The organism is Stenotrophomonas sp. STEN147 (genome assembly GCF_056757995.1).
In genome coordinates, this window is sequence record NZ_JBRRCG010000003.1 from 1 (window position 1) to 23,368 (window position 23,368).

The 23,368-nt window shown below is 67.2% G+C and carries 24 protein-coding genes; 15 read left to right on the top strand and 9 right to left on the bottom strand.

All coding sequences use genetic code 11. The features are described 5' to 3' along the window. The first annotated feature begins 133 nt into the window (after positions 1-133). A complete protein-coding gene (locus ACVOKU_RS04850; protein WP_481559286.1) occupies positions 134-1,351 on the top strand; it encodes an RNA polymerase sigma factor in 1,218 nt (405 codons plus the stop codon). Positions 1,352-1,401: 50 nt separating this feature from the next. Here the strand turns inward: ACVOKU_RS04850 and ACVOKU_RS04855 are convergent, their stop codons facing one another. Continuing rightward, complete coding sequence (locus tag ACVOKU_RS04855; protein WP_481559287.1) at positions 1,402-1,965, bottom strand: EF-hand domain-containing protein; 564 nt, start codon at positions 1,963-1,965, stop codon at positions 1,402-1,404. A gap of 155 nt (positions 1,966-2,120) precedes the next feature. On the opposite strand from ACVOKU_RS04855, the gene ACVOKU_RS04860 reads away from it, so the two are divergent. Then, positions 2,121-2,876 (top strand): arginyltransferase, encoded by a 756-nt coding sequence (locus tag ACVOKU_RS04860; protein WP_053516144.1) that lies wholly within the window; start codon positions 2,121-2,123, stop codon positions 2,874-2,876. A gap of 38 nt (positions 2,877-2,914) precedes the next feature. Further along, positions 2,915-4,120 carry an endonuclease/exonuclease/phosphatase family protein gene (locus tag ACVOKU_RS04865; protein ID WP_481559288.1) on the top strand — a complete coding sequence of 402 codons (1,206 nt, stop codon included), beginning with the start codon at positions 2,915-2,917 and terminating at the stop codon, positions 4,118-4,120. A gap of 66 nt (positions 4,121-4,186) precedes the next feature. Here the strand turns inward: ACVOKU_RS04865 and purT are convergent, their stop codons facing one another. Then, positions 4,187-5,374: a formate-dependent phosphoribosylglycinamide formyltransferase gene (gene purT / locus ACVOKU_RS04870; RefSeq protein WP_053516148.1), complete on the bottom strand. Its 1,188-nt coding sequence runs from the start codon at positions 5,372-5,374 to the stop codon at positions 4,187-4,189. 130 nt (positions 5,375-5,504) lie between these two features. Between purT and ACVOKU_RS04875 the strand changes: the two genes are divergently transcribed. Genes ACVOKU_RS04875 through ACVOKU_RS04900 form a run of 6 tightly spaced genes read left to right on the top strand, consistent with a single transcriptional unit; the run spans position 5,505 to position 9,488 of the window. Beyond that, positions 5,505-6,386 (top strand): SPFH domain-containing protein, encoded by an 882-nt coding sequence (locus ACVOKU_RS04875; RefSeq protein WP_111186569.1) that lies wholly within the window; start codon positions 5,505-5,507, stop codon positions 6,384-6,386. Positions 6,387-6,431: 45 nt separating this feature from the next. Then, a complete protein-coding gene (locus ACVOKU_RS04880; RefSeq protein ID WP_053516152.1) occupies positions 6,432-6,611 on the top strand; it encodes a type II toxin-antitoxin system antitoxin in 180 nt (59 codons plus the stop codon). After that, entirely contained in the window at positions 6,608-6,787 is a 180-nt protein-coding gene (locus ACVOKU_RS04885; RefSeq protein WP_053516154.1) for a DUF4177 domain-containing protein, read from the top strand. The genes ACVOKU_RS04880 and ACVOKU_RS04885 overlap by 4 nt, the downstream gene beginning before the upstream one ends. A gap of 2 nt (positions 6,788-6,789) precedes the next feature. Further along, on the top strand, positions 6,790-8,079 hold the full coding sequence (locus ACVOKU_RS04890; RefSeq protein WP_481559289.1) for an alpha/beta hydrolase: 1,290 nt from the start codon (positions 6,790-6,792) through the stop codon (positions 8,077-8,079). Continuing rightward, the gene (locus ACVOKU_RS04895) at positions 8,076-8,669 is read left to right on the top strand and encodes a PH domain-containing protein (protein WP_053516158.1); all 594 of its coding nucleotides are present in this window, start codon (positions 8,076-8,078) and stop codon (positions 8,667-8,669) included. Before ACVOKU_RS04890 ends, ACVOKU_RS04895 begins: the two co-directional genes overlap by 4 nt. 9 nt (positions 8,670-8,678) lie before the next feature. Next, on the top strand, positions 8,679-9,488 hold the full coding sequence (locus ACVOKU_RS04900) for a M15 family metallopeptidase (protein ID WP_481559290.1): 810 nt from the start codon (positions 8,679-8,681) through the stop codon (positions 9,486-9,488). Positions 9,489-9,507: 19 nt separating this feature from the next. Here the strand turns inward: ACVOKU_RS04900 and ACVOKU_RS04905 are convergent, their stop codons facing one another. The 4 genes from ACVOKU_RS04905 to ACVOKU_RS04920 all read right to left on the bottom strand — a co-directional run bounded on the left by ACVOKU_RS04905 (position 9,508) and on the right by ACVOKU_RS04920 (position 13,138). Continuing rightward, a complete protein-coding gene (locus tag ACVOKU_RS04905) occupies positions 9,508-9,879 on the bottom strand; it encodes a DUF423 domain-containing protein (RefSeq protein ID WP_065182368.1) in 372 nt (123 codons plus the stop codon). A 108-nt stretch (positions 9,880-9,987) separates the two neighbouring features. Further along, positions 9,988-11,061 carry a polyketide cyclase gene (locus ACVOKU_RS04910; RefSeq protein WP_053516163.1) on the bottom strand — a complete coding sequence of 358 codons (1,074 nt, stop codon included), beginning with the start codon at positions 11,059-11,061 and terminating at the stop codon, positions 9,988-9,990. Positions 11,062-11,294: 233 nt separating this feature from the next. Continuing rightward, positions 11,295-11,936 (bottom strand): response regulator, encoded by a 642-nt coding sequence (locus ACVOKU_RS04915; RefSeq protein ID WP_053516165.1) that lies wholly within the window; start codon positions 11,934-11,936, stop codon positions 11,295-11,297. Further along, positions 11,936-13,138, bottom strand: a complete 1,203-nt coding sequence (locus ACVOKU_RS04920) for a sensor histidine kinase (protein WP_053516166.1) — start codon at positions 13,136-13,138, stop codon at positions 11,936-11,938. Before ACVOKU_RS04920 ends, ACVOKU_RS04915 begins: the two co-directional genes overlap by 1 nt. Positions 13,139-13,276: 138 nt before the next feature. On the opposite strand from ACVOKU_RS04920, the gene ACVOKU_RS04925 reads away from it, so the two are divergent. The 5 genes from ACVOKU_RS04925 to ACVOKU_RS04945 are packed head-to-tail and all read left to right on the top strand — an operon-like array spanning position 13,277 to position 16,307. After that, entirely contained in the window at positions 13,277-13,873 is a 597-nt protein-coding gene (locus ACVOKU_RS04925; RefSeq protein ID WP_481559291.1) for a GNAT family N-acetyltransferase, read from the top strand. Further along, on the top strand, positions 13,819-14,667 hold the full coding sequence (gene minC / locus ACVOKU_RS04930; protein ID WP_481559292.1) for a septum site-determining protein MinC: 849 nt from the start codon (positions 13,819-13,821) through the stop codon (positions 14,665-14,667). The genes ACVOKU_RS04925 and minC overlap by 55 nt, the downstream gene beginning before the upstream one ends. 37 nt (positions 14,668-14,704) lie before the next feature. Continuing rightward, complete coding sequence (gene minD / locus ACVOKU_RS04935; protein WP_053516174.1) at positions 14,705-15,514, top strand: septum site-determining protein MinD; 810 nt, start codon at positions 14,705-14,707, stop codon at positions 15,512-15,514. Between the two features lie 2 nt (positions 15,515-15,516). Next, positions 15,517-15,777 carry a cell division topological specificity factor MinE gene (minE, locus tag ACVOKU_RS04940; protein ID WP_053516176.1) on the top strand — a complete coding sequence of 87 codons (261 nt, stop codon included), beginning with the start codon at positions 15,517-15,519 and terminating at the stop codon, positions 15,775-15,777. A gap of 47 nt (positions 15,778-15,824) precedes the next feature. Beyond that, complete coding sequence (locus tag ACVOKU_RS04945) at positions 15,825-16,307, top strand: hypothetical protein (RefSeq protein ID WP_481559293.1); 483 nt, start codon at positions 15,825-15,827, stop codon at positions 16,305-16,307. Between the two features lie 58 nt (positions 16,308-16,365). On the opposite strand, the gene ACVOKU_RS04950 is transcribed toward ACVOKU_RS04945, so the two are convergent. The 3 genes from ACVOKU_RS04950 to ACVOKU_RS04960 form a co-directional block, all read right to left on the bottom strand. Continuing rightward, positions 16,366-17,610, bottom strand: coding sequence for a DUF819 family protein (locus ACVOKU_RS04950; RefSeq protein ID WP_053516181.1), 1,245 nt, complete (start codon positions 17,608-17,610; stop codon positions 16,366-16,368). 127 nt (positions 17,611-17,737) lie between these two features. Continuing rightward, a complete protein-coding gene (locus tag ACVOKU_RS04955; protein WP_481559294.1) occupies positions 17,738-19,816 on the bottom strand; it encodes a S9 family peptidase in 2,079 nt (692 codons plus the stop codon). A 179-nt stretch (positions 19,817-19,995) separates the two neighbouring features. Beyond that, positions 19,996-21,960: an OPT family oligopeptide transporter gene (locus ACVOKU_RS04960; RefSeq protein WP_053516183.1), complete on the bottom strand. Its 1,965-nt coding sequence runs from the start codon at positions 21,958-21,960 to the stop codon at positions 19,996-19,998. A 200-nt stretch (positions 21,961-22,160) separates the two neighbouring features. On the opposite strand from ACVOKU_RS04960, the gene ACVOKU_RS04965 reads away from it, so the two are divergent. Continuing rightward, positions 22,161-23,309, top strand: coding sequence for an acetyltransferase domain-containing protein (locus tag ACVOKU_RS04965; RefSeq protein WP_481559295.1), 1,149 nt, complete (start codon positions 22,161-22,163; stop codon positions 23,307-23,309). Positions 23,310-23,368 lie beyond the last annotated feature (59 nt).

A 23,368-nucleotide genomic window follows, 5' to 3' on the forward strand; every position in this document is an offset into this window, starting at 1 on the left:
GCGCCGGGCCATGCCCGGCGAGCGCAGCGGACAGAAAAGCCGCCGGGCATGGCCCGGCGCTACCGGCAGGCGAACCGGTCACATTCGGCACGCGGCCCCGTCATGGGACACAATCCCTGCAGGAGCCGCTGCCATGACGACGTTCGCCGCCAGCATCGACCAGACCCTGGAACGTGAACTGCCAGCCGCCAGCAGCGGCTGCCAGCAGGCGTACGGGCGCATCGTGCTCGCCTGCCAGAACACCGTGACCGCCATCGCCCTGGCCATTACCGGCGATCGCCAGGCCAGCGAGGACATCGCGCAGGAAGCGTTCGTGAAGGGCTGGCAGCAACTGCACCAGCTGCGCAGTTCCACCAGCTTCCTGCCCTGGCTGCGGCAGATCACCCGCAACCTCGCGCGCGACTGGCTGCGTGCACAGCGCGGCAGGCCCCTGAGCGGCGAGGCCGCCGAAGTTGCGCTGGGCATGGCGGCCGACCCCTCGCCGACTGCCGCCGACCGCCTGCAGCGACTGGAAGAGGAGGTTGCCGCCGAGGACATCATCTCGGCGCTGCCCACCGACAGCCGCGAAGTCCTGCTGCTTTACTACCGGGAAGGTCAGCGCTCGCAGCAGGTGGCGGACCTGCTGGGCCTGAGTGATGCGGCGGTGCGCAAGCGCCTGTCGCGGGCCCGCGCGCAGGTCCGCGAGGGACTGTTGCAGCGCTTCGGCGAATTCGCGCGCAGCAGCGCACCCAGCGCCGCCTTCGCAACCACCGTGGTCTCGATGGTGCTGATTGCTGCGCCCGGCACGGCCAGTGCCGCGATCCTGCTCGGCACCGGTGTGGGCATTGGCGGCAGCAAGCTGGGGCTGGGCGGCGCCAGCGCAGCCGGTGGTACCGCGATGGGATCGCTGACAGCGGCGCTGGGGCACCTGCATCTGGTCCCGGCCCACAACTGGGCAGCGATCGCCGGTGCCGTGCTGGGCGGCGTGCTGGGCAGCTACCTGGGCGGTCGCTTCCTGCTGTCCTACGCCGAAACGGAACCGGAGCGGACCCAGGTCCGGCGCTTCGTCCATCTCAACACCTGGACCGTGATGGCCTGCTGCCTGTCCATACTGCTGGTCGTGCTGCTGCAGACGCCGGTATGGGTGCACCTGGCGGTCATGGCCATCGGCCTGGGCGCGGTCAACTACCAGTGCCTGGGCCCGCTGCAGCGCCTGATGCGGCCCTTGATCGTGCGCGACGCAGCGCGGCGCGGGCGGCAGGGCATCAACTGGAAGTACGAAGCGATGTACGGCCGCAGCGCCATCATCGCGATGAACCTGCTGGTGATCGCCCTGGTGGCCTATACGCTGCTCGACAGCGGTCGCCTGTAACGGACGACGCCGGCAGTCTGCCGGCGTCGTCGTTGAACATTGCGCGGCGATCAGCGCTGCGGCTTCGGTGCGGCGCCGTCACGCGGGCCCCCGTGGCGCGGGCCGCCATGCATCGGACCCTTCGCCGCATCGAATTCGGCCTTGCTCAACTGGCCGTCCTTGTTGGTGTCGGCAGCGGCGAACCAGGCGTCGCGATGCTGCTTCATGCGCAGCTCGCGATCCGCCTTGTCCAGATAGCCGTCCTTGTTGAGATCGAGCTGATCGAAACGTGCTGCCAGGCGCGGATCGGCCTTGGCCTCTTCGCGGCTGATGCGGCCGTCCTTGTCGGTGTCCAGCCTGGCCCAGCGCTCACCGCCATGGCCGCCACGACGACCCTGCTGCCCGCGCGGCATTTCATCGCGCGACAGCCTGCCGTCCTTGTTGCGGTCCAGTTCGTCGAACTTGGCCGCCAGACGTGGGTTGGCCGCGGCCTCGCTGCGGTCGATGACACCGTCGCCGTTGGTGTCCAGCTTGGCCGGACGCTGTGCCGGTGCGGTCGGGGGAGTCGCCGCCAGCGCGACACCGGAGGCGGACGTGGCAAGCAGCAGGGCCAGCAGCAGGGGGGTACGGATCATGAGGTCACTCCTGGGGATGAGGTTGCGTCGGGGTGATCAGTTCACCCTCGAATGACAACAACGCCCGGCCGCGACGGCGGTTGACGCAGCCGCCAGATCCGTTCATCCGGCGGACAGTCGCGTTCATTGCGACACGCTGGGGCTATGCTGTGGTCATGGCGATCCACGGCGACAGAGACGACGAACTGCGGCTGTTCCAGACCGGCGAGCACCCCTGCGGGTACTGGCCGGACCGGGTGGCGCGCGACCTGGTGATGGATCCCCACGACCGTCGCCTGGGCGGCCTGTATCCCCTCGCACTCAGCTGGGGCTTCCGCCGCAGCGGCGACCTGGTCTATCGGCCCCACTGTGCGCAGTGCCATGCCTGCGTGGCGGTACGGATTCCGGTGGCCCGGTTCGCGCCGGACCGCAGCCAGCGTCGCTGCGCCACCCGCAACGCCGACCTGGAAGTGCGGATCACCGCCGCCACTGCGCGCGAGGACCTGTTTGCCCTCTACCACCGCTATCTGGTGCACCGCCACGCCAACGGCGGCATGGACGATCATGGCCCGCACGAGTTCGAGCAGTTCCTGATCGGCAGCTGGTCGCACACCCGCTTCCTGGAGATGCGCCTGCCGGGCCACGATGGCCGGCCCAGCCAGCTGCTCGGAGTGGCCGTCACCGATGTCACCGAGCACGGCCTTTCGGCGGTCTATACCTTCTTCGATCCAGACCACGCAGCGCGGGGACTGGGCACGTTCGCCATCCTGCAGCAGATCGAATGGGCGCGCCGCGAAGGACTGCCGCACGTCTATCTGGGCTACTGGATCCGTGAACACCAGAAAATGGACTACAAGCGCCGCTTCCGTCCGCTGGAGGCCTACGATGGCCGTCGCTGGCACGATTTCGACCGCGATCTGGACGGCCGCTGACAAACCGCTGACACCGGGCGGGGTGCACAATAGGCGGCATGAACGCCCAACCCCTGATCCTTGCCCTGGCCCTGCTGTGTGGCGCTGCGGCCCCTGCTCTTGCCAGGACCCCTGCGATGACCGAAACACCGTCCGCATCGCTGCGCCTGGCCACCTACAACACCTCGCTGTACTCCGATGAGGCCGGTGGCCTGATCAGGGAGCTTGAAGGCGACAGCGCGCATGCGCGCAAGATCGCCGCCGTGCTGCAGCAGGTGCGCCCGGACCTGGTGCTGCTGAACGAATTCGATTTCGACGACGCCCATCGCGCCGCCGACCTGTTCCAGAAGCGCTACCTGGAAGTGGCGCAGCCGGGCGGCGGCGCGCCGCTGCACTTCGCCTACCGCTACCTGGCCCCGGTCAACACCGGCGTGCCCAGTGGCCTGGACCTGGACAACAACGGCGTGGTCGGCGGCGAAGGTCGCAGCCGTGGCAACGATGCCTGGGGCTACGGCCTGCACCCGGGCCAGTACGGCATGCTGGTGCTGTCGCGCTACCCGATCGATGAAGCCAAGGTACGCAGCTTCCAGCTGCTGAAGTGGAGCACGATGCCGGGCGCGATCCGTCCGGTCGATCCGCGCAGCGGGCAGAGCTTCTACAGCGACACCGTGTGGTCGCAGCTGCGCCTGTCGTCGAAGTCGCACTGGGATGTACCGGTGCAGACCCCGGCAGGCGTGGTGCATGCGCTGGTCTCGCACCCGACGCCGCCGGTGTTCGACGGCCCGGAAAAGCGCAACGCGGCGCGCAACCACGACGAACTGCGCCTGTGGCAGGAATATCTCACCGCAGGTGACAAGCCCTGGCTGTGCGACGACAAGGGCCAGTGCGGAGGTCTGGCGCAGGATGCACGCTTCGTGATCCTCGGCGATCTCAACAACGACCCGGTCGACGGTGATGGCCGCCACGAGGCGATCGTCGAACTGATCGAGAACGCACGCGTATTGCGCTACCCCACCCCGCGCAGCGCGGGGGGCGAGGAAACCAGCCTCGCCTATGCCGCCAAGGGCATCGTGCGCAAGGGTGCGCCCTTCCACGCCACCGGCGACTTTGGCCCGAAGTCCGGCACCCTGCGACTGGATTACGTGCTGCCTTCCACCGGGTTGGAGTACGTGGGCAGCGGCGTGTTCTGGCCAGCCAGCAACAGCCCTGAAGCGAAGATTGCCGACGGCAGCGACCATCACCTGGTGTGGGTGGATGTGAAGTGACCCCAGGCGCCAGGCGCGCTGCTCTGCCTTGCAGAAAGCCGCCGGGCGTGGCCCGGCGCTACCGGCTTACGGGCGCAGCTCGACGCCGATGGCGTCGGCGGCATCACGCGCGATTGAGCGCGCCTCGTCGATGGTGTCGGCGCGCGCCAGGGTGACGCCGACACGGCGCTGACCGTGCACGCTCGGCTTGCCGAACAGGCGCACGGCCGTATCCGGCACCTGCAGTGCGGCCGCGACGTTGTTGAAATACGGCACGCCCTCGCCCTGCGCCAGCAATGCGCAGGATGCCGACGGACCACTCTGGCGGATCACCGGAACCGGCAGGCCCAGGATGGCGCGTGCGTGCAGCGCGAACTCGCTCAGTTCCTGCGATACCAGCGTCACCAGACCAGTGTCGTGCGGGCGCGGCGACACTTCGCTGAACCACACTTCATCGCCCTTCACGAACAGCTCCACGCCGAACAGACCCCAGCCACCCAGGTCATCGGTGATCGCACGCGAGATCTCCTCCGCACGCGCCAGCGCCTTGTCCGACATCGGCTGCGGCTGCCAGCTCTCGCGGTAATCGCCGTCCTTCTGCAGATGACCGATCGGCGCGCAGAACGAGGTACCTGCCGCGTGGCGCACGGTCAGCAGAGTGATCTCATAGTCGAAATCGATGAAGCCCTCGACGATGCAGCGGCCGGCGCCCGCGCGGCCGCCGGTCTGCGCATACTCCCAGGCCGGCGCGATGTCCGCTTCGCTGCGCAGCGTGCTCTGTCCCTTGCCCGAGGAGGACATCACCGGCTTGACCACGCACGGCAGGCCGATGGCGGCCACGGCGGCGCGGTACTCCGCCTCGGTATCGACAAAGCGGTAGGGCGAGGTTGGCAGGCCCAGCGTCTCGGCGGCCAGGCGGCGGATGCCTTCACGGTCCATGGTCAGGCGTGCGGCACGCGCGGTGGGGATCACCCGCAGGCCCTGCTCCTGTTCCAGCTGTACCAGCGTCTCGGTGTGGATCGCCTCGATCTCCGGCACCACCAGGTGGGGCTGTTCCTGGGCGATCAGCGCGCGCAGCGCCATCGCGTCCAGCATGTCGATCACGTGCGAACGATGCGCGACCTGCATGGCGGGCGCATCGGCGTAACGGTCGGCGGCGATCACCTCCACGCCCAGCCGCTGCAGCTCGATGGCCACTTCCTTGCCGAGTTCGCCCGAGCCCAGCAGCAGCACACGGGTGGCGGAGGGCGAGAGGGGGGTTCCGAGCTTGGCCATGGAGGGGTCCGGCGGTGATGTGAAGGCGGGTGGGCATTCTAGCCGGTCCAGCGGCGGTTCCCGACGAACGGTAGTCGCCATCTGATATCAATTTGATATCGTCACCTCGAACCCTCAAGGACGTACTGCCATGAAAGAGAAGTCGCTGTCCTCCCTCAACGGCCTGGGCACTCTGGCGGGCGCATTGCTCGTCGCCGTCTTCGGCGGTGTGCTGTTCGTGCTGGGCATCGCTGCCAAGGCGTCGACCGGCTCCCCCAACCTGCTGATGATGCTGGCCGGCGCGCTGGTCGCGGTGGTGGCCCTGTTCGCGCTGGCGGGCCTGTACACCGTGCAGCCGAACCAGGCCGCGGTGGTGAGCCTGTTCGGCAAGTACGTCGGCACCGTGAAAGACAATGGCCTGCGCTGGAACAACCCCTTCTACAGCAAGCGCCACGTCAGCCAGCGCGTGCGCAATTTCGAAAGCGGCAAGCTGAAGGTCAACGAGCTCGATGGCAGCCCGATCGAGATCGCCGCAGTGATCGTCTGGCAGGTGGTCGATGCCTCCGAAGCGGTCTACAACGTGGACGACTACGAGAGCTTCGTGCACATCCAGTCCGAGTCGGCGCTGCGCGCGATGGCCACCAGCTATCCCTACGACCAGCATGAAGAGGGCCAGCTGGCGCTGCGCAGCCACGCCAGCGAGATCTCCCAGCACCTGAAGAACGAATTGGCCGAGCGCCTGGCCGATGCCGGCGTGCAGGTGATCGACGCACGCATCAGCCACCTGGCCTATGCTGCCGAAATCGCCCAGGCCATGCTGCAGCGCCAGCAGGCCAACGCGGTGATCGCGGCGCGCACGCGCATCGTTGCCGGTGCGGTCGGAATGGTCGAGATGGCCCTGGGCGAACTGCAGAAGAACGGCGTGGTGCAGCTGGACGAGGAGCGCAAGGCGCACATGGTCAGCAACCTGTTGACCGTGCTGTGTTCGGACCGGGGCACGCAGCCGATCGTCAACGCCGGTTCGCTGTACTGAATCACCCTCGCAACGGGGCGCCCCACCGCCCCGCCAGGAGCATCCATGAGCGAGAAGAAAGCCTATCCACTGCGCATCAACGCCGACGTCCTGGCCGCGGCGCAGCGCTGGGCCGACGACGAACTGCGCAGCCTCAACGCGCAGATCGAGTACCTGCTGCGCGACGCGCTGCGCAAGGCCGGCAGGCTGCCGCATCCCAAGCCACCTCAGGAGGAGAAGGAATGAGCAAGCGCTGGACGTACCAGACCCTGGAAGTGCCCTCGACGCTGATGGGCAGCATGAAGACCGAAGCCGTGCAGGAGGCGTTGAACAAGCAGGGCCAGCTTGGCTGGGAGCTGGTCAACATCGTGATCCCCGCACCGATGAGCGCAGCGGTGCTGGTCTTCAAGAAGGAGCTCTGACCATGAAGACCCGCCGTTCGCTGTTCGCCCTGTCACTGGCGCTGCTGAGCGGTGGCGCATTCGCCGCCGAACCGCAGCAGGTTGCCGCCCGGTTGCTGGACCACCTGCAGGCCGGACGCATCGCCGATGCGGAGGCGATGCTGACCCCGCAGATGGCCCGTGCCGTTCCCGCCGAGAAGCTCGACAGCGTGTGGCGGTCCCTGGGCGAACTGCAGCAGCGCGGCCAGGCCCGCAGCAGCGAGCAACAGGGCCTGCACCTGGTGGAAGTGCCGCTGCAGTTCACCCGTGGCGCGGTGATCGCGCAGGTGGCCGTGGATGCACAGGACAAGGTTGCCGGCCTGCTGCTGCGCCCCGCCCCCGCGGCCAAGGCACCGCCGCCGCCGGCCGATGCGACCTACAGCGAAGTTGATTTCAGTGTGCCGCAGACACGCGGTGCGCTGCCCGGCACGCTGGCGCTGCCCAAGGGCAAAGGCCCGTTCCCGGCAGTGGTGCTGGTGCACGGCTCGGGCCCGCAGGACCGTGACGAAACCATCGGCGGCAACCGTCCCTTCCTCGATATCGCCCGTGGCCTCGCCGCGCACGGTATCGCGGTACTGCGCTACGACAAGCGCACTCTCGCCCGGCCCCAGGATTTCCAGAGCGGCACCTTCACTGTCGATGACGAATCCACCGACGATGCGGTGGCGGCACTGAAGGCCATCGCCAGCGACCCGCGCATCGACGGCCGCCGCGTGTTCGTGCTCGGCCACAGCCAGGGCGGCATGCTGGCGCCACGCATCGCCAGCCGCTGGCCACAGGCGCGTGGCGCGATCCTGTGGGCTGCTCCCGCGCGCACGCTGCTGGACCTGCTGCCGGAACAGAACCGCTACCTGCTGAGCCTGGACGGCGACATCAGCGCGGCCGGTCAGGCGCTGCTGGACAAACTGGACAGCCAGATCGCCGCAGCACGCGGCAGCACGCCGGTACCCGCCAGCGAGCTGCCACTCGGCGTTCCGCAGTCCTTCTGGAAGAGCATCGAAGCCGTCGATGCCCGCGCCGATGCACAGCGGCTGCGCGCTCCGCTGCTGATGCTGCATGGCGGGCGCGATTTCCAGGTTCCCGATGCCGACTGGGCACTCTGGCAGAAGGCCCTCGCCGCGCGCGACGACGTGCAGTGGCGGACCTATCCGGCGCTGAACCACATCGGCATCGCTGGCAGCGGCCCGAGTTCGTTGCAGGAGTACACCCGGCCCGGCCATGTCGATGCGGGGTTGATCGATGACATCGCCCGATGGGTGGAGGCACAACGATGAGCCCCAATGAAGCCCGTCCGTTCGAGCTGGCTGGCAGTTCACCCCTGCGCGTGCTGTGGGTGCTGTTGCCGGTGCTGGCCGTGCTGGTCATCAGCGTGTACGTGCAGTTCAGCCGCACGCGTGCGCCTGCACCATGGATGGAAGTCACCCTGTCGCCGCCGTTCTTCCTGATGAACGGCAGCGCGGCATGGAGCATCGCCGTGCTGGTGTTGATAGGCGTGGGTCTGGGCACTTCGTTCTTCCGCCGCCGCGTGGAGCTGGTGGGTGGCGTGCTGGATGTGCGCTCGACGCTGTACCGGCGGCGCACACCGGTGCGTGACATGCTGCTGGATCAGGCCGAGGTGGTGGACCTGGCGCAGGACCGCCGCTATGGCATCCGCTTCAAGACCAACGGCTATTCGATGCCCGGCTTCTATTCCGGGCATATGCGGCTGCAGGGCGGCGGCAAGGGCTTCGCCCTGGTCACCGACCGTCACCGCACGCTGGCGATCCCGGTGCGCGGCGGCAGCACCCTGCTGCTGAGCATGGAACGCCCACAGGCATTGCTTGACGCCCTGCGCAAGGTGGCCGCAGCCGCGCCACGGCAGTAAGCTGCGGACATGCATCGCCGACCGCTGCTGCTGCTGAACACCGAGGCCATCGAGTTGTGGCCGGCCGATCTGCTACGCGCGCGCAGCAACCTCGATGCACGCCTGCTGGCGCGGGCCCGCTGGGTGCTGCGGCGCAAGCGCGATGGCCGCTATCTGGCCGCCGTGCTGGCGCAGGGCGTTCATTCGCTGGTGCCGCGTCTGCCGCACGAGCGTGGCGTGGAGGAGGCGCTGGCACTGCTGGATGCCCGCGCGTCACGCCCTTTCGCTGCGGCACTGGAGCAGCGATGGCTGCCCCTGGCGGGCTTGCAGCAACGCCTGCAGCACCTTGGCCTGGATGCGCAGGGTTACGCGGATGACACCGGGCTGCCGCTGGAAGCCGAGCCGTGCCTGCTGCATTTCGCCGGCCGCGATCGCTTTTCGCGGCCCCTGTGGTTGCGCCGCGACGCGGCGCAGGGGTGGCGGCGGATGCGCCTGCACGCGGCCCGCGATGGCGTTGCCCTGGATGCCATTTCCGGCTTCCGCAGCCATGCGTACCAGTTGGGAATCTTCGAGCGGAAGCGCGGCCGCGGCCTGAGCGTGGCGGAGATCCTGAAGGTCAACGCCGCGCCGGGCTTCAGCGAGCACCACAGCGGGCACGCACTGGATATCGGCACCCCGGGCGATGCACCTGCAGAGGAATCGTTCGAGCGTACCGATGCGTTCGCGTGGCTGCAGGCGCACGCCCGCGGGCATGGATTCCACCTGAGCTACCCGCGCGGCAACCCGCACGGGATCGTCTACGAGCCCTGGCACTGGTGCTGGAAACCGGCCAACGGCTGAGCCCCTCCCCGCACTGCCCTCACCGCCGCAGGGCGTCGATCGCCAGCAGCACCCATCCCACCATCAGGCTGGTGCCGCCCACAGGCGCCAGCCGGGTAGGCCACTGCCAGAGCGCGCTGCCCACCAGGCTGCCGGAGAACAGCACGACGCCCAGCAGCAGCACGTACAGCGCCAGATGTGCGATCACGCCCTGCGCGCGCCGTCCCACTGCAACCAGCACGGCACCATGGGCGAACGCATACAGCGCCGCCATGTTCAGATGCTGCTGCGCCTGCGGATCGGACACGCCATGCGAGGCATAGGCCGACAGGCCGATCGAAGCGGCCGCCAACAGCGCACCGATGCAGGCCAGCAGCGAGGGCTTACGCGCACGTCGTTCCAGATTGAACATGACTGCTCCTTGCGCGGCGCCCGCCCGGCGGCGGACGCGGGATGAAAAAAAACGCGCCGCAGGAAGCGGCGCGTTTTCGTGTCCAACACTACATGGGTCAGCCAGCGCTTACTTGACGGCCCAGTAGATGTCGTAGGTGCCTTCCTGGGTGAACGACTTGTCCACGCCGTCCTTCCACGATTCGTACGGACGGTCGATGACTTCGTTGCCCGAGGTCACTGCCCACGCACGCAGGCCGTTGCGGGCCACGTCCAGGCCGGCCATGTGACCGGTGTAGGCCGCATGCGCCGAACGATGCGGGGCGACATGCACGTACTTGACCGGGGCACCACCGTCGATCTTGACGGTCAGCTCCTCACCGGTGGCACCTTCGGTACCCTTCTTCTTCACCGGCTGTGCGATGTCGAAGGCGTACTTCTCGGCACCGAAATCGGTGGTGATGATGCGGAACGGACCGGCGGCTTCAAGGCCGTTGGCCTCCATCACGCGCTTGATCCACTCCTGGTTGTCCTTGATGGACTTGGTGATGGTGTCCTGGCCGCGGTCGACGTTGCCTGCGTTGACGACCAGCAGGTCTTCGGCCGGCACCTGCACGATACCCAGATCGGTCAGCGGCGCTTCCGGAGTGCGGTAGTCGACGTTCGGCACGGTGGCCAGCATGTTCGCCATGCGCGACAGGCCCAGCTTGATGTCGTCGCCGATCTGGCGGCTGACATACAGGCCGGCGTAGCGACCGAACAGGTCGAAGCCGTACTTCACCGAGTAGTCCTGGGTGATCTTGACGTTGCGACCGCCCTTGCCGGTCGGCTCCAGATTGAAGGTGGTGACCTTGTCGTGACCCTTGGTCGGGTCTTCGATGGCGATCACAACACGCTTGTTCTCTTCGGCCTCGGTCACCTTCCAGGAACCGTTGCCCAGGTCCTTGGAGGAGAAGTCGAGGGTGGCACCGACGCCGGAGGCCGGGCCGGACAGCTTCAGTTCAACGGCGGGATCGCGCAGTACCAGCGGGTTCCAGTCCTTGAAGCGGCGCAGGCTGCTGACCGTGTCGTACACGATCGTCATCTTGCGGTTGGTCTCGATGCTTTCGGTGATGTGGCGCTCGCCCGGCAGACATACGCCAATGATGACGAACAGGCCAGCCACGATCCCCAAGGCGATCAGGAACTCGATAATACGGGTCATTCAGGAGTCTCCGGGGCCGATCCCACGGCCGGGTTGATTGAAGCGAAGCGCCAATCCTAGCAGGCTTCGCGGGCATTGTTTATCGGGATTGGCGCACCGGTTTCCCTGCCGGCTGCGTATTTGTATGGACAAAGGATTGGCAGGGTAGCGCATCCGGCCGCCCCGCATGTAGGGGGCAACCCGCCCCGGGGCCCGGAAATGACGGCCAAACCTTTGCCGGAGAAGGCTTTTCGTCAGACCAGCTGCAGTTCGAACGCCTTCAGCACGGCCCGCGTACGGTCGCGCACGCCCAGCTTGGACAGGATGTTGGACACATGGTTCTTGATGGTGCCCTCGGCCACGCCCAGCGAATTGGCGATCTCCTTGTTGGAGAACCCGCTGGCCATCAGCCGCAGGATCTCCGTCTCGCGGTCGGTCAGCGGGTCCGGCCGGTCCAGGCTGACGAAATCATTGCGCATGTGCTCCAGCCCGGACAGCAGCCGCTGGGTCACCGCCGGCTGCACCAGCGATCCGCCGTCGGCCACCGTGCGGATGGCGCCCACCAGCTGGTCCAGGGTCACGTCCTTGAGCAGATACCCCTTGGCGCCGGCCTTCAGGCCCGCCAGCACCAGCTGGTCGTCGTCGAAAGTGGTCAGGATGATGGTCGGCGGCAGCTGTTCCAGCCGCGACAGGACCTGAAGCGCCTCCAGCCCGGACATCACCGGCATGCGCATGTCCATCAGGACCACATCCGGACGGACCTGGGGCACCAGTTCGACCGCCTGCCGGCCGTCGCCGGCCTCGGCCACCACCTCGATGCCGTCGTCCAGCGCCAGCAGCGAGCGGATTCCCTGCCGCACCAGGGTTTGGTCGTCGACCAGGCAGACGCGAATCATCAACGCACTCCTTCAGGAACCTTGGTAAGGGCGGCCACCAGCACGGTTGCCGGCACCGTCGCACGCAGGCAGAAGCCTTCGCCGGGGCGGGTTTCCACCTGCAGCTGGCCACCGCATTGTTGCAGGCGCTCGCGCATCCCGCGCAAGCCATTGCCCACATTGACCATTTCCGCACCGACACCGTCGTCGCGCGCCTCGACCACCACCCGGTCCGGCGCCTCACGGTACACCCGGATCCACAGATGGCGGGCCCCGGAGTGGCGCACCGTGTTGGTGATGATCTCCTGGGTGCAGCGCAGCAGCACGTGGGCCCGCTGCGGGTCCTCCACGTTCAGGGGGTCCTCGATGTCCAGCTGGATGTCCAGCGAGGGCACATTCTCGGTCAGCGGACGCAGCGCGGCAGCCAGGTCGATGGCGCTGGTCTCGCGCAGCTGGCTGACCACTTCGCGCACATTGCCCAGCAGCAGCTTGGCCAGCGTGTGCGAGCGTTTCACGTGGTCCAGCGCCTTGCCTTCGGCCAGATGGCCGGCCACTTCCAGGTTCAGGGTCAGCGCGGTCAACTGATGCCCCAGCAGGTCATGCAGCTCGCGCGAGATGCGGGTGCGCTCGTTGACCCGTGCGCTCTCGGCCAGCAGGGCGCGGGTTGCCCTCAGCTCCGCATTCAGCCGGCGCTGCTCGTCGCGGGCGTCGGTCTGCTGCCGTGCGACCAGGCTGGTCACGAACATGAACATGGAGAAGCCGCCATACAGCAGCGACTGCATGAGCGCCTCGAACAACGGCATGTCGAGGATCAGATAGTAGACCGGCAGCACCGCCAGCTGGCTGAGCAGCAACCAGATCACGCCACTGCGCACGGGCAGCATCCACGGAATCACTCCGGCGGCCACCATCATCAGGATGCTGCCCAGGCCCGAACCGCTCAGGTAGCTGACGCCCAGGGCCGAGCCGGTCAGTACCACCAGCACCACCCGGTCGTACCAGGCGGCCTGGCTGCTGTCGCGCAGGCCACGGGTCAACCAGAAGTAGCCGGCGCCGAAGAACAGGTAGGCGGCAAACAGCCACAGGGACCAGCTGTCGATGCCGCTGCCGCCGTGCCGCAGCATCGACTCGTACTGGGAATACACCACGGGCAGGCCGACCATGACCCAGGTGAACAGGCCGGCCAGGCGCAGGACTCGGATTTGGCTGAGATATCCCAACATGGAGGCATCTTAGGCTGAACCAGCGCTCCTGCCCCCGGGCAGAAGTCATGGCGACGGGCGTGCCCCCGCCAGCCACCCATGCAATAATCGTGCGCAGGGTCCGTTGCAGGACCAACCGCGTTACCCCACGGAGTCACAATGTCGATTGTCATCCGCGACGTGCGCGAGCACGAGCTCGATTCCGTCCTGGCTTTGAACAACAACGCTGGCCTGGCCATCCTTCCGCTGGATGCCGCACGCCTGCGCCTGTTCTATGAAACCGCTGAGTACTTCCGCGTCGCCGAGCGCGACGGCAACCTGGCCGGGTTCCTGATCGGCTTCGGCAGCGACAGCCAGCACGACAGCAGCAACTTCGCCTGGTTCAAGCAGCAGCTGGACACCCCGTTCTTCTATATCGACCGCATCGTGGTCGCCAGCCGCCGCCGCGGTGGTGGCGTCGGCCGGGCGTTCTACGCCGATGCGCAGAGCTTCGCCGAGCTGCGCTACCCGCAGATGACCTGCGAAGTCTTCCTCGACCATGGTGCCGATGCCGCCCTGCTGTTCCACGGCAGCTTCGGCTTCCGCGAGCTGGGCCAGAACACCATGCCGCAGGTCGATGTGCGCGCCAGCATGCTGGCCAAGGAACTGTGCAGCTACCCGTGGGTACAGGAGACCTACGGCGGCAAGCTGCCGGATGTGGCATGGACACGCGACCGGCAGCTGCCGGCGCGGGCACAGCGGCCGACGGGGACCTGAGCGTGGCGGTGAATTTCGATTACGAACAGGCAGGTGAACTGAAGATCGGCCAGGTCGGCATCGCTAACCTGCGCGTGCGGACCCTCGATGTCGAACGACTTGTGCAGGAAATGCGCGAACGGGTGACCCGCGCGCCGAAACTGTTCGGCCGTGCCGCGGTGATCCTGGACTTCGGCGGCCTCAGCCAGGTACCCGACGTGGCCACCGCCCAGGCACTGGTCGATGGCCTGCGCAGCGCCGGCGTGCTGCCGGTGGCGCTGGCTTATGGCACCAGCGCGGTCGACCAGCTCTCGCAGCAGCTCGGCCTGCCGCTGCTGGCCAAGTTCCGCGCCCAGTACGAGCGTCTCGAGACCGAGCCGGCCCCGCCGCCTGCGCCTGCGCCGGAGCCGCGCCGCGCCGCCCGCGCTGAACCGAAGCCGGCCCCGGCCGCTCCGGTGGCCAGGGTGGCCGAGGGCTCGGCACCGCAACCGGGCCGCATGCAGCTCGGCAATGTACGTTCCGGCCAGCAGCTGTACGCGGAGAACTGCGACCTGACGGTCATGGCGACCGTCGGCGCCGGTGCCGAGGTCATCGCCGACGGCAGCATCCATATCTACGGCACCCTGCGCGGCCGCGCGCTGGCAGGTGCCCAGGGCAATACCGCGGCACGCATCTTCTGCCGTGATTTCCATGCGGAACTGGTGGCCATTGCCGGCCACTACAAGGTACTGGACGATGTCCCGGACAACCTGCGCGGCAAGGCCGTGCAGGTGTGGCTGGAACAGGACCAGGTCAAGATCGCTGCGCTGGACTGACGCAGCCCCAACATCATGCAGAACCAGGAGAAGTCCTTTGGCTGAAATCATCGTAGTCACCTCCGGCAAGGGCGGCGTCGGCAAGACCACTACCAGCGCGAGCCTGGCCTGCGGCCTGGCACGGCGCGGCAAGAAGGTGGCGGTGATCGACTTCGACGTCGGCCTGCGCAACCTCGACCTGATCATGGGCTGCGAACGCCGCGTGGTGTACGACTTCGTCAATGTCGTGCACGGCGAAGCCACCCTCAAGCAGGCCCTGATCAAGGACAAGCGCTTCGACAACCTGTACGTGCTGGCTGCCTCGCAGACCCGCGACAAGGACGCGCTGACCCAGGAGGGCGTGGGCAAGGTGCTGAAGGACCTGGCCGCCGACGGCTTTGACTTCGTGATCTGCGACTCCCCGGCCGGTATCGAGAAGGGCGCCTTCCTGGCGATGTACTTCGCCGACCGCGCGGTGGTGGTGGTGAACCCGGAAGTGTCCTCGGTGCGCGACTCCGACCGCATCATCGGCCTGCTGGATTCGAAGACGCACAAGGCCGAATCCGGCCAGGACGTGCCGGCCTTCCTGCTGCTGACCCGCTACAGCCCGTCGCGCGTGGAAACCGGCGAGATGCTGAGCATCGTCGACGTGGAGGAAGTGCTGGGCCTGAAGGCGATCGGCGTGATCCCCGAATCGGGTGACGTGCTGAACGCCTCCAACAAGGGCGAGCCGGTGATCCTCGATGGCGAATCGATCGCTGGCCAGGCGTATGACGATGCGGTGAGCCGCATCCTGGGCGAGGAGCGGCCGATGCGCTTCACCACCGTGGAGAAGAAGGGCTTCTTCAGCAAGCTGTTCGGAGGGTAAGCATGGGCCTGTTTGATTTCCTCAAAGCGAAGAAGACCACCGCCGAAACCGCCAAGAACCGCCTGCAGATCATCATCGCGCAGGAGCGCAGCCATCGCGGTGGCCCGGACTACCTGCCGCTGCTGCAGCGCGAGCTGCTGGAAGTGATCAAGAAGTACGTCAACATCGACGTCGACGCGGTGAAGGTCGACCTGGTCAAGGATGGCCAGCACGACGTGCTGGACATCTCCGTGGCGCTGCCGGAAGGCCCGGAAAAGCCCTGACCCCCTGCCCCGCCCGTGCCTGCATGGGCGGGGCTGCATGATTCCGCATGACCGACCCGACAACCGCCGTGGACATCACCTGCGTGGGCGATATCGCCTTCGTCGATGCACAGCGCCTGCTTGCCGCGCACGGGCTGGAGCTGCACCACGTCGCCGCGGGCGAGCCGATTCCCGGCAGCTACTGGGGTGAACCTGAAGCAGGCATCATCGCCAGCAACGTGTATGTGCGCGACGACACGCCCGTGCATTCGATGCTGCACGAGGCCTGCCACCTGATCGTGCTGCCGCCGGAGCGGCGCGCGCAGGTGCATACCGATGCCACTGATTCGGTCGCCGAGGAAGATGCCACCTGCTACCTGCAGATCGTGCTGGCCGCGCAGCTGCCCGGTGTCGGCAGCGCACGGCTGATGGCCGACATGGATGCGTGGGGGTATACGTACCGGTTGGGATCGACGAGAGCGTGGTTCGAGCAGGACGCCGAAGACGCGAAGGCGTGGCTGATCGAACGTGGATTGCTGGTAGCGCAATGAATCGTTGATCCGCCGCCTTGCGTCTCGCCGCGCATGGCGCGGCGCTACCGTTGGCAGATCACCCCTGCCCTGCCAGCGCACGCAGGGTGATGCCGACGATGTACGCCAGGTAGGTCCCGGTGGCGTAGCCCATCGTTCCCAGCAGCACGCCTACCGGTGCCAATGCAGGATGGAAGGCGGCGGCCACCACGGGCGCCGAGGCCGGACCGCCGATGTTCGACTGCGAGCCGATGGCGAAATAGAAGAACGGCACCTTCAGCAACCGGCCCAGGCACCACAGCAGCACGATGTGCACGGCGATCCAGATCAGGCCGAGCAGGAACAGCCACGGACGGTCCAGCAATGCCAGCAGATCCATCTGCATGCCGATGCAGGCAATCAGGAAGTACAGCAGCAGCGACCCCAGACGTGACGCTCCCGCTCCCTCCAGCGTGCGCGCGCGGGTAAAACTCAGGCCCAGGCCCAGCGTGGTCGACAGCACCACCACCCAGACGAAGGGAGCATCCAGGCTGAACTGCGATGCCCAGCCGACATGGGCCTTGAACCAGGCCGCCAGCGGTGCGCCGATTGCATGCGCCAGACCGACGCCACCGAACGCAACGGCGACGATCAGCATCAGATCGGTCAGGCTGGGAATGCGCTCGTGTTCGGCCTGGAAGCGCGCGATGCGTTCCTTCAGTTCGTCGATGGCCGAGGTATCGGCACCGCTGCGCGCGTCGATCTTCGCGGCGCGCCCGGCAAGGAAGATCAGTACCGCCATCCAGACGTAGCCGACACCCACGTCGACCACGGCGAACTGGCCGAAGGTGGTGGCGTTGACGTCGAATACTTCGCGCATCGCCAGCATGTTGGCGCCACCGCCGATCCAGCTGCCGGCCAGTGCGGCCATGCCGGCCCAGGTGTCGCCGGCAACGGTTTCCGGGTGCAGCGCGCGCATCAGCAGGAAGGCGACCACGGCACCGAGCATGATGCTGGCGGAGGCGCCCAGGTACATCAGTACCAGCTTCGGCCCCAGCCGCAGGATGCCCTTGATGTCCACCGCCAGGGTCAGCAGCACCAGCGCCGCCGGCAGCAGGATGTCACGCGCGACCGGGTTGTACAGCGCGGTGTTCTGCCCGTCGATCAGGCCGACGGTGTTGTAGATGCCAGGAATGAGATAGCACAGCAGCAACGCCGGCACGAAGGTGTAGAAGCGCTTCCACGGCCCCTGCTCGCGCGAGGCGGTCCAGAACACGGCCCCCAGGGTGGCGGCGATCAGGCCGAAGACCACGATGTCGTTCTGGATCAGGGCGTTCGAAGTCATGCGGGCGCTCGGGTAGAGCCGAGCCATGCTCGGCTGCTGTTGGCGGGACAGGAGGCACAGAGCAGCCGAGCATGGCTCGGCTCTACAAAAAGCAGAGCGCCGCCCTGGGGGGCGGCGCCGGACCGGCTTACTCGCCGATGTGCTGCTTCAGCCAGCCATTGACCGTGTCATGCCACAGGATGCTGTTGTGCGGCTTGAGCACCCAGTGGTTCTCGTCCGGGAAATACAGGAACTTCGACTCGATCCCCTGCCGCTGCGCCGCCGTGAATGCCGCCAGGCCCTGCTCGACCGGAATGCGGAAGTCCTGCTGGCCATGGATGATCAGGATCGGCTTCTTCCAGTCCGCCACGTGGTTGACCGGGTTGAACTTCTCGTAGTTCGCCGCCTTCTGGTACGGCGTGCCGCCCTGCTCCCACTCGGTGAACCACAGCTCCTCGGTGGCGTAGCCCATCATGCGCTGGTCGAACACGCCATCGTGGTTGACCAGGCACTTGAACGGGCCGTTCCAGTTGCCGGCGATCCAGTTGACCATGAAGCCGCCATAGCTGGCGCCCAGAGCACAGGCCTTGTCACCGTTGAGGAACGAATACTTCTTCAGTGCCGCGTCCCAGCCCTTCTGCAGGTCTTCCAGCGGACGATCACCCCAGTGCTGGCTGATCGCATCGGTGAATGCCTGACCGTAACCGGTGGAGCCGTGGAAATCGATCATCACCACCGCGTAGCCCTGGCCCGCATAGGTCTGCGGATTCCAGCGGTAGCTCCAGCCGTTGCCGAAGCTGCCCTGCGGTCCGCCATGGATCAGGAATGCGACCGGGTAGGACTTGCCTTCCTGGTAGTTGTGCGGCTTGACCACATAGCCGTGCACGGTGTCGTTGTTCCAGCCCTTGAACGAGAACTGCTCGAAATCGCCGAAACTGACGTCCTTCAGCACGTCGCCGGCAGACGGTGTCAGCGCGCGCAGCTCGCCCATCGGCTGGCCGGCGGCTGGGAGCAGGCCGACCAGTACCTGGTCGTTGCTCTTCAGGCTGTTGCGGGTGATCGCCACGCTGGTGCCGGCCACATCGACGGCGGTCACGCTGCCATCGCCGATCAGGCGGGTGGCCTTGCCGGTGGCGACATCGATCTGGAACAGCGGGTGCTCGCCCAGATCATCGGCGGTGGTATAGATGCTGGCGCCATCGGCGGACAGCACGATGCCACCCGCCGAGCGATCCCACTGCGGGGCGATCTCACGGCTCTTGCCGCTGGCCAGATCCATCGCCATCAGGCCGAAGCGATCAGCTTCAAAGCCGGGGCGCTTCATCGCACGGTAGAACAGCGTCTTGCCATCGGCACTGAACACCGGGCCCGCATCCCATGCCGGGTTGGAGGCGGTCAGGTTCACCGGTGCCTGACGGCCGGCAGCATCGAAGCGATAGAGGTCGAAGTTGGTCGACCACGGCTCCTCGCGACCCGCCACGCGGATGCTGGCGACCACGCTGCTGCCGTCCGGCGACCACACGAAGTCGTCATTGCCACCGAATGGCTTGGACGGCGCATCGCCATCGAGGGTGGCGCTCAGCGCCGAAGCCCCCTTGACCGGGCCGGCCTGGGCGCCCGGCAGCGGCGCGACGAACAGGGTGTTGCGACGGCCGTCGTTCCAGGTATCCCAATGGCGCACGAACATCGAATCCCAGACCTGGCCACTGGCCTTGGCGTCCTTCTTCTCTTTCAGCTTCTTCTCGGTGCAGGCCAGGTCCGACGCGCAGGCCTGGAACACGCCGGCGCTGAACAGCACGCGGTCGTCCTGCGGCGAGACGTGGTAGCTGTCCACATCCACCGGGAAATCGGTCAGCTGGCGCGGGGCGCCGCCGTTGATCGCCTGCGCGTACAGCTGCTGGCTGCCGTTCTTGGCACTGAGGAAGTACACCGTCTGGCCGTCCGCCGACAGCGAGGCGGAATTGACGTTCCAGCCGGCCGGGGTGATCTGCTTCGGCGGTGCCGCATCACGCGTGCGCAGGTTGCGTACGTACAGGGCGGTGCTGGCCTTGAGGTTGGCGTCGGTGCTGCGCTTGGCGAACACCACGGTGCCGCCATCGGCGCTCAGCACCGGCGCGGAAACGCGATCCATGGCCACCATGTCGCGGATCTCCAGGCCACGGGCAGCGGCGACGCTGGGCAGAGCGGCCAGCAGGCTCAGTGGCAGCAGGGCATGACGCAGTTTCATCGGGATCTCCGCAGGACGGCAAAAAAGCGATGGTAGGCCCCGCAGCCCGGGGCTGCCAAGGCCATCGGTCATGGCCGTGATCGGCAGCCGCCAGAAACAGCAAACCGCGCCGTAGCGCGGTTTGTGGGTGGACCCGGGGTCAGAGCCCTTCCCGGCGGGAAGGGATCCGCCCCCCCGCATTACGCCTTGGCGTACTTGCCGGTGCGGTAGATCAGCCAGCCCACCAGGAACAGCACGGCCAGGCCGATCCACTGTGCGGCCGGCAGATGGAACGGCACGGCCAGCACATCGGCGCGGCTGCTGACCACGATCGGAATGGCGATGGCGATGCCCATCAGCGCCTCGCCGGTGATCAGGCCGGCGGCGAACAGCACGCCCGGCTTGTGCACGCGGTCGCGGCCTTCTTCATCATCGGCACGCACCTTGTGGAAGCGCTCGACCAGGTAAGCGATCAGGCCGCCGAGGAAGATCGGCACCATCAGCTCCAGCGGCAGGTAGATGCCGATGGCGGCCGCCAGCACCGGCACCCGGAAGCGCGCGTTGCGCGCCTTCAGCCAGCTGTCGAAGGCGATGATGACGGCGCCAACCACCGCGCCGATGCCGATGAAGGTCCACGGCAGCTCGCCACCGAACAGGCCCTTGGCCACCGACGCCATCAGGTTGGCCTGCGGCGCAGCCAGCGCGTTCGGGTGCAGCTCGGTCTTCACGCCGATGCCATAGGCGGTGGCCAGCAGGTTCAGCACCGGGGCCATGATCAGCGCGCAGGAGAACGCACCGATGCCCAGCATCAGCTGCTGCTTCCACGGCGTAGCGCCGACGATGTAGCCGGCCTTGAGGTCCTGCAGATTGTCACCACCGACGGCGGCGGCACAGCACACCACCGCGCCGATCATGATCGCCGCCACCGCACCCAGCGGTGCACCGCCGGTACCGACCGGCTTGAGGCCATCGGCACCCAGCAGCACCACCAGTACCGCCGAGGCGAACAGGATGGTGGAAATGGTGATGCCCGAGACCGGGTTGTTGGACGAACCGATCAGGCCGGCCAGGTAGGCCGAGACCGACACGAACAGGAAGCCGGCGACGATCATGATGATGGTCATCGGGATCGACACGTGCCACTGGCCGACGATGGCCTGGTACAGGGCCAGCAGCGGCAGCACGAAGACTACCAGGGCGACCAGCATCCACTTCATCGGCAGGTCGCGCTCGGTGTGCGCCAGCACCGGTCCGCCGCTCTTGCGGGCGGCGGCAAAGCCGCTCTTGACGCCGTTGAGCAGCGACTTGCGCAGCGAGATCAAGGTCCAGATGCCACCGATCAGCATTGCGCCGACACCCAGGTAGCGCATCTTCGCGCCCCAGATGGCGAATGCGGCCTCGGTGGAGGACGCAGCGGCCACCGACGCGGCCAGTGCCGGATCGGTGTTCATGAAGAATGCCTGGTAGAGCGGGATGGCGATGTGCCAGGTCAGGATCGAACCAGACACCACCACGATGCCGACGTTGAGGCCGACGATGTAGCCCACGCCCAGCAGCGCCGGCGACAGGTTGGTGCCGATGAACGCGGTGACCTTGGAACTGCCCACGTAGGCCGAGGTGGCCCAGGCATCGGGAATCAGGCGCATGCCGCTTTCCGCGGCCAGCTTGACGAAGGCGCCGATCACCGCCGACAGGCCCAGGATCTTCAGGCCCGGACCCGGGTTCTCACCGGCCTTGAGCACTTCCGCCGCTGCCTTGCCCTCCGGGAAGGGCAGCGGATCTTCGACGATCATCGAGCGGCGCAGCGGCACCGAGAACAGCACGCCCAGCAGGCCGCCCAGGCCGGCAATGCCCAGCACCCACCAGTACTTGAAGTCCGGCCAGTAGCCCATGATCACCAGCGCGGGGATGGTGAAGATGACACCCGCGGCGATCGAGGAACCGGCCGAGGCGCCGGTCTGCACGATGTTGTTCTCGAGGATCGAGCCACCGCCCAGCAGGCGCAGCACGCCCATGGAAATGACTGCGGCGGGAATCGCGGTGGCGATGGTCAGGCCTGCGAACAGACCGAGGTAGGCGTTGGCCGCGGACAGCACCACCGCCAGCACGATGGCCAGGGCCACTGCGCGGAAGGTGAGCTGCTTGGGCGCAGCGTCGTGGTTCATGGGAGCCCCTGCTGGCAAAAAATCCCTGCCACGCTAGCGTTCAGGGGGCGGCAAGTCCAGCACACCGCAGCATGACAAGCGCCAGCGGATCAGGCAGGACTCCGATCAGGCACAGGCAGCAGACGCATCCGGCACATTCCGGCTGGGCATCCCGCAAACGATATGTTATATCTTTTCGATTGAACGCCATCGCCGTCCGCATGCCCTCTCCGCCACCGGCCCGCCTCACCTCCATCGACCAGCTGCGCGGCACCGTCATGCTGTTGATGCTGCTCGACCACGTGCGCGAGACCTTCTTCCTGCAGCACCAGGTCAGCGACCCGATGGACGCATCCACGGTCTCCCCCGCGCTGTTTGCGTGCCGCCTGTTGGCCCACCTGTGCGCGCCGGTGTTCGTGCTGCTGACCGGCCTGTCGGCCTGGCTGTACGGCCAGCGCCAGGCGGATCCGCGCCGGGCCACGGCCGCGTTCCTGCTCAAACGCGGGCTGTTCCTGGTGGTGCTGGAACTGACCCTGGTGAATTTCGCCTGGACCTTCCAGCTGCCTCCGGACACCGTGTACCTGCAGGTGATCTGGGCGATCGGCCTGAGCATGGTCGCGCTGGCCGGCCTGCTGTGGCTGCCACGCGCGGCGCTGCTGGCGCTGGCGGTACTGCTGGTGGCCGGCCACAACCTGCTCGACGGGGTGAGCGTGGCAGGTGACGGTGTGCTGCCGGTGCTGTGGAAGGTGCTGCACCAGCGGGACTGGATCGAGGCCGGTGCACTCCGGCTGCGCACGTCCTATCCGGTGCTGCCGTGGATCGGGGTGATCGCGCTCGGCTATCTGATGGGGCCCTGGTTCGCGACGGACCGCGCGCCAGCGCAGCGTCACCGCTGGCTGGTGTCTGCTGGGCTGGCAGCGCTGGGCATGTTCGCCCTGCTGCGGTTCGGCAACGGCTATGGCGATACGCCTTGGCAGTTCCAGCAGGACGCGCTGCGCACCTGGATGAGCGTGTTCAACGTGACCAAGTATCCGCCGTCACTGCAGTTCCTGTTGCTGACCCTGGGCGTTGGCCTGCTGTGGCTGCGCCTGTTTGAGTGGCCTGCGATGGCACGGGCGTTGAGGCCGCTGGCAGACATCGGCGCGGCACCGATGTTCTTCTACCTGCTGCATCTGTATCTGCTGAAGCTGCTGTACCTGGCGGCGCTCGGGTTCTGGGGGCCGACCCACGGCAGCCTGTACGCCCTCGATTCGGTCGCCGGCCTGATCCTGGTCGCCTGTGCGCTGGCGGTGGTGCTGTACCCGCCGACGCGGGCATTCGCGCGGTTCAAGGCGCGTCGGCGCGACCTGGGCTGGCTGCGATACCTGTGACCCCGCTCGCCGGGTGCGGCCAGGCGTTGCCCGCCACGGGCGCGGCGGCGGGCCTATAA

Coding starts and splice junctions, on each gene's coding strand:
- ACVOKU_RS04965 (WP_481559295.1), top strand. CDS start 22,161: ATGCCCTCTCCGCCACCGGCCCGCCTCACCTCCATCGACCAGCTGCGC.
- purT (WP_053516148.1), bottom strand. CDS start 5,374: ATGGCCAAGCTCGGAACCCCCCTCTCGCCCTCCGCCACCCGTGTGCTG.
- minE (WP_053516176.1), top strand. CDS start 15,517: ATGGGCCTGTTTGATTTCCTCAAAGCGAAGAAGACCACCGCCGAAACC.
- ACVOKU_RS04890 (WP_481559289.1), top strand. CDS start 6,790: ATGAAGACCCGCCGTTCGCTGTTCGCCCTGTCACTGGCGCTGCTGAGC.
- minC (WP_481559292.1), top strand. CDS start 13,819: ATGGACACGCGACCGGCAGCTGCCGGCGCGGGCACAGCGGCCGACGGG.
- ACVOKU_RS04920 (WP_053516166.1), bottom strand. CDS start 13,138: ATGTTGGGATATCTCAGCCAAATCCGAGTCCTGCGCCTGGCCGGCCTG.
- ACVOKU_RS04850 (WP_481559286.1), top strand. CDS start 134: ATGACGACGTTCGCCGCCAGCATCGACCAGACCCTGGAACGTGAACTG.
- ACVOKU_RS04855 (WP_481559287.1), bottom strand. CDS start 1,965: ATGATCCGTACCCCCCTGCTGCTGGCCCTGCTGCTTGCCACGTCCGCC.
- ACVOKU_RS04960 (WP_053516183.1), bottom strand. CDS start 21,960: ATGAACCACGACGCTGCGCCCAAGCAGCTCACCTTCCGCGCAGTGGCC.
- ACVOKU_RS04925 (WP_481559291.1), top strand. CDS start 13,277: ATGTCGATTGTCATCCGCGACGTGCGCGAGCACGAGCTCGATTCCGTC.
- ACVOKU_RS04910 (WP_053516163.1), bottom strand. CDS start 11,061: ATGACCCGTATTATCGAGTTCCTGATCGCCTTGGGGATCGTGGCTGGC.
- ACVOKU_RS04915 (WP_053516165.1), bottom strand. CDS start 11,936: ATGATTCGCGTCTGCCTGGTCGACGACCAAACCCTGGTGCGGCAGGGA.
- ACVOKU_RS04875 (WP_111186569.1), top strand. CDS start 5,505: ATGAAAGAGAAGTCGCTGTCCTCCCTCAACGGCCTGGGCACTCTGGCG.
- ACVOKU_RS04885 (WP_053516154.1), top strand. CDS start 6,608: ATGAGCAAGCGCTGGACGTACCAGACCCTGGAAGTGCCCTCGACGCTG.
- ACVOKU_RS04955 (WP_481559294.1), bottom strand. CDS start 19,816: ATGAAACTGCGTCATGCCCTGCTGCCACTGAGCCTGCTGGCCGCTCTG.
- ACVOKU_RS04905 (WP_065182368.1), bottom strand. CDS start 9,879: ATGTTCAATCTGGAACGACGTGCGCGTAAGCCCTCGCTGCTGGCCTGC.
- ACVOKU_RS04945 (WP_481559293.1), top strand. CDS start 15,825: ATGACCGACCCGACAACCGCCGTGGACATCACCTGCGTGGGCGATATC.
- ACVOKU_RS04880 (WP_053516152.1), top strand. CDS start 6,432: ATGAGCGAGAAGAAAGCCTATCCACTGCGCATCAACGCCGACGTCCTG.
- ACVOKU_RS04865 (WP_481559288.1), top strand. CDS start 2,915: ATGAACGCCCAACCCCTGATCCTTGCCCTGGCCCTGCTGTGTGGCGCT.
- ACVOKU_RS04950 (WP_053516181.1), bottom strand. CDS start 17,610: ATGACTTCGAACGCCCTGATCCAGAACGACATCGTGGTCTTCGGCCTG.
- ACVOKU_RS04860 (WP_053516144.1), top strand. CDS start 2,121: ATGGCGATCCACGGCGACAGAGACGACGAACTGCGGCTGTTCCAGACC.
- ACVOKU_RS04895 (WP_053516158.1), top strand. CDS start 8,076: ATGAGCCCCAATGAAGCCCGTCCGTTCGAGCTGGCTGGCAGTTCACCC.
- ACVOKU_RS04900 (WP_481559290.1), top strand. CDS start 8,679: ATGCATCGCCGACCGCTGCTGCTGCTGAACACCGAGGCCATCGAGTTG.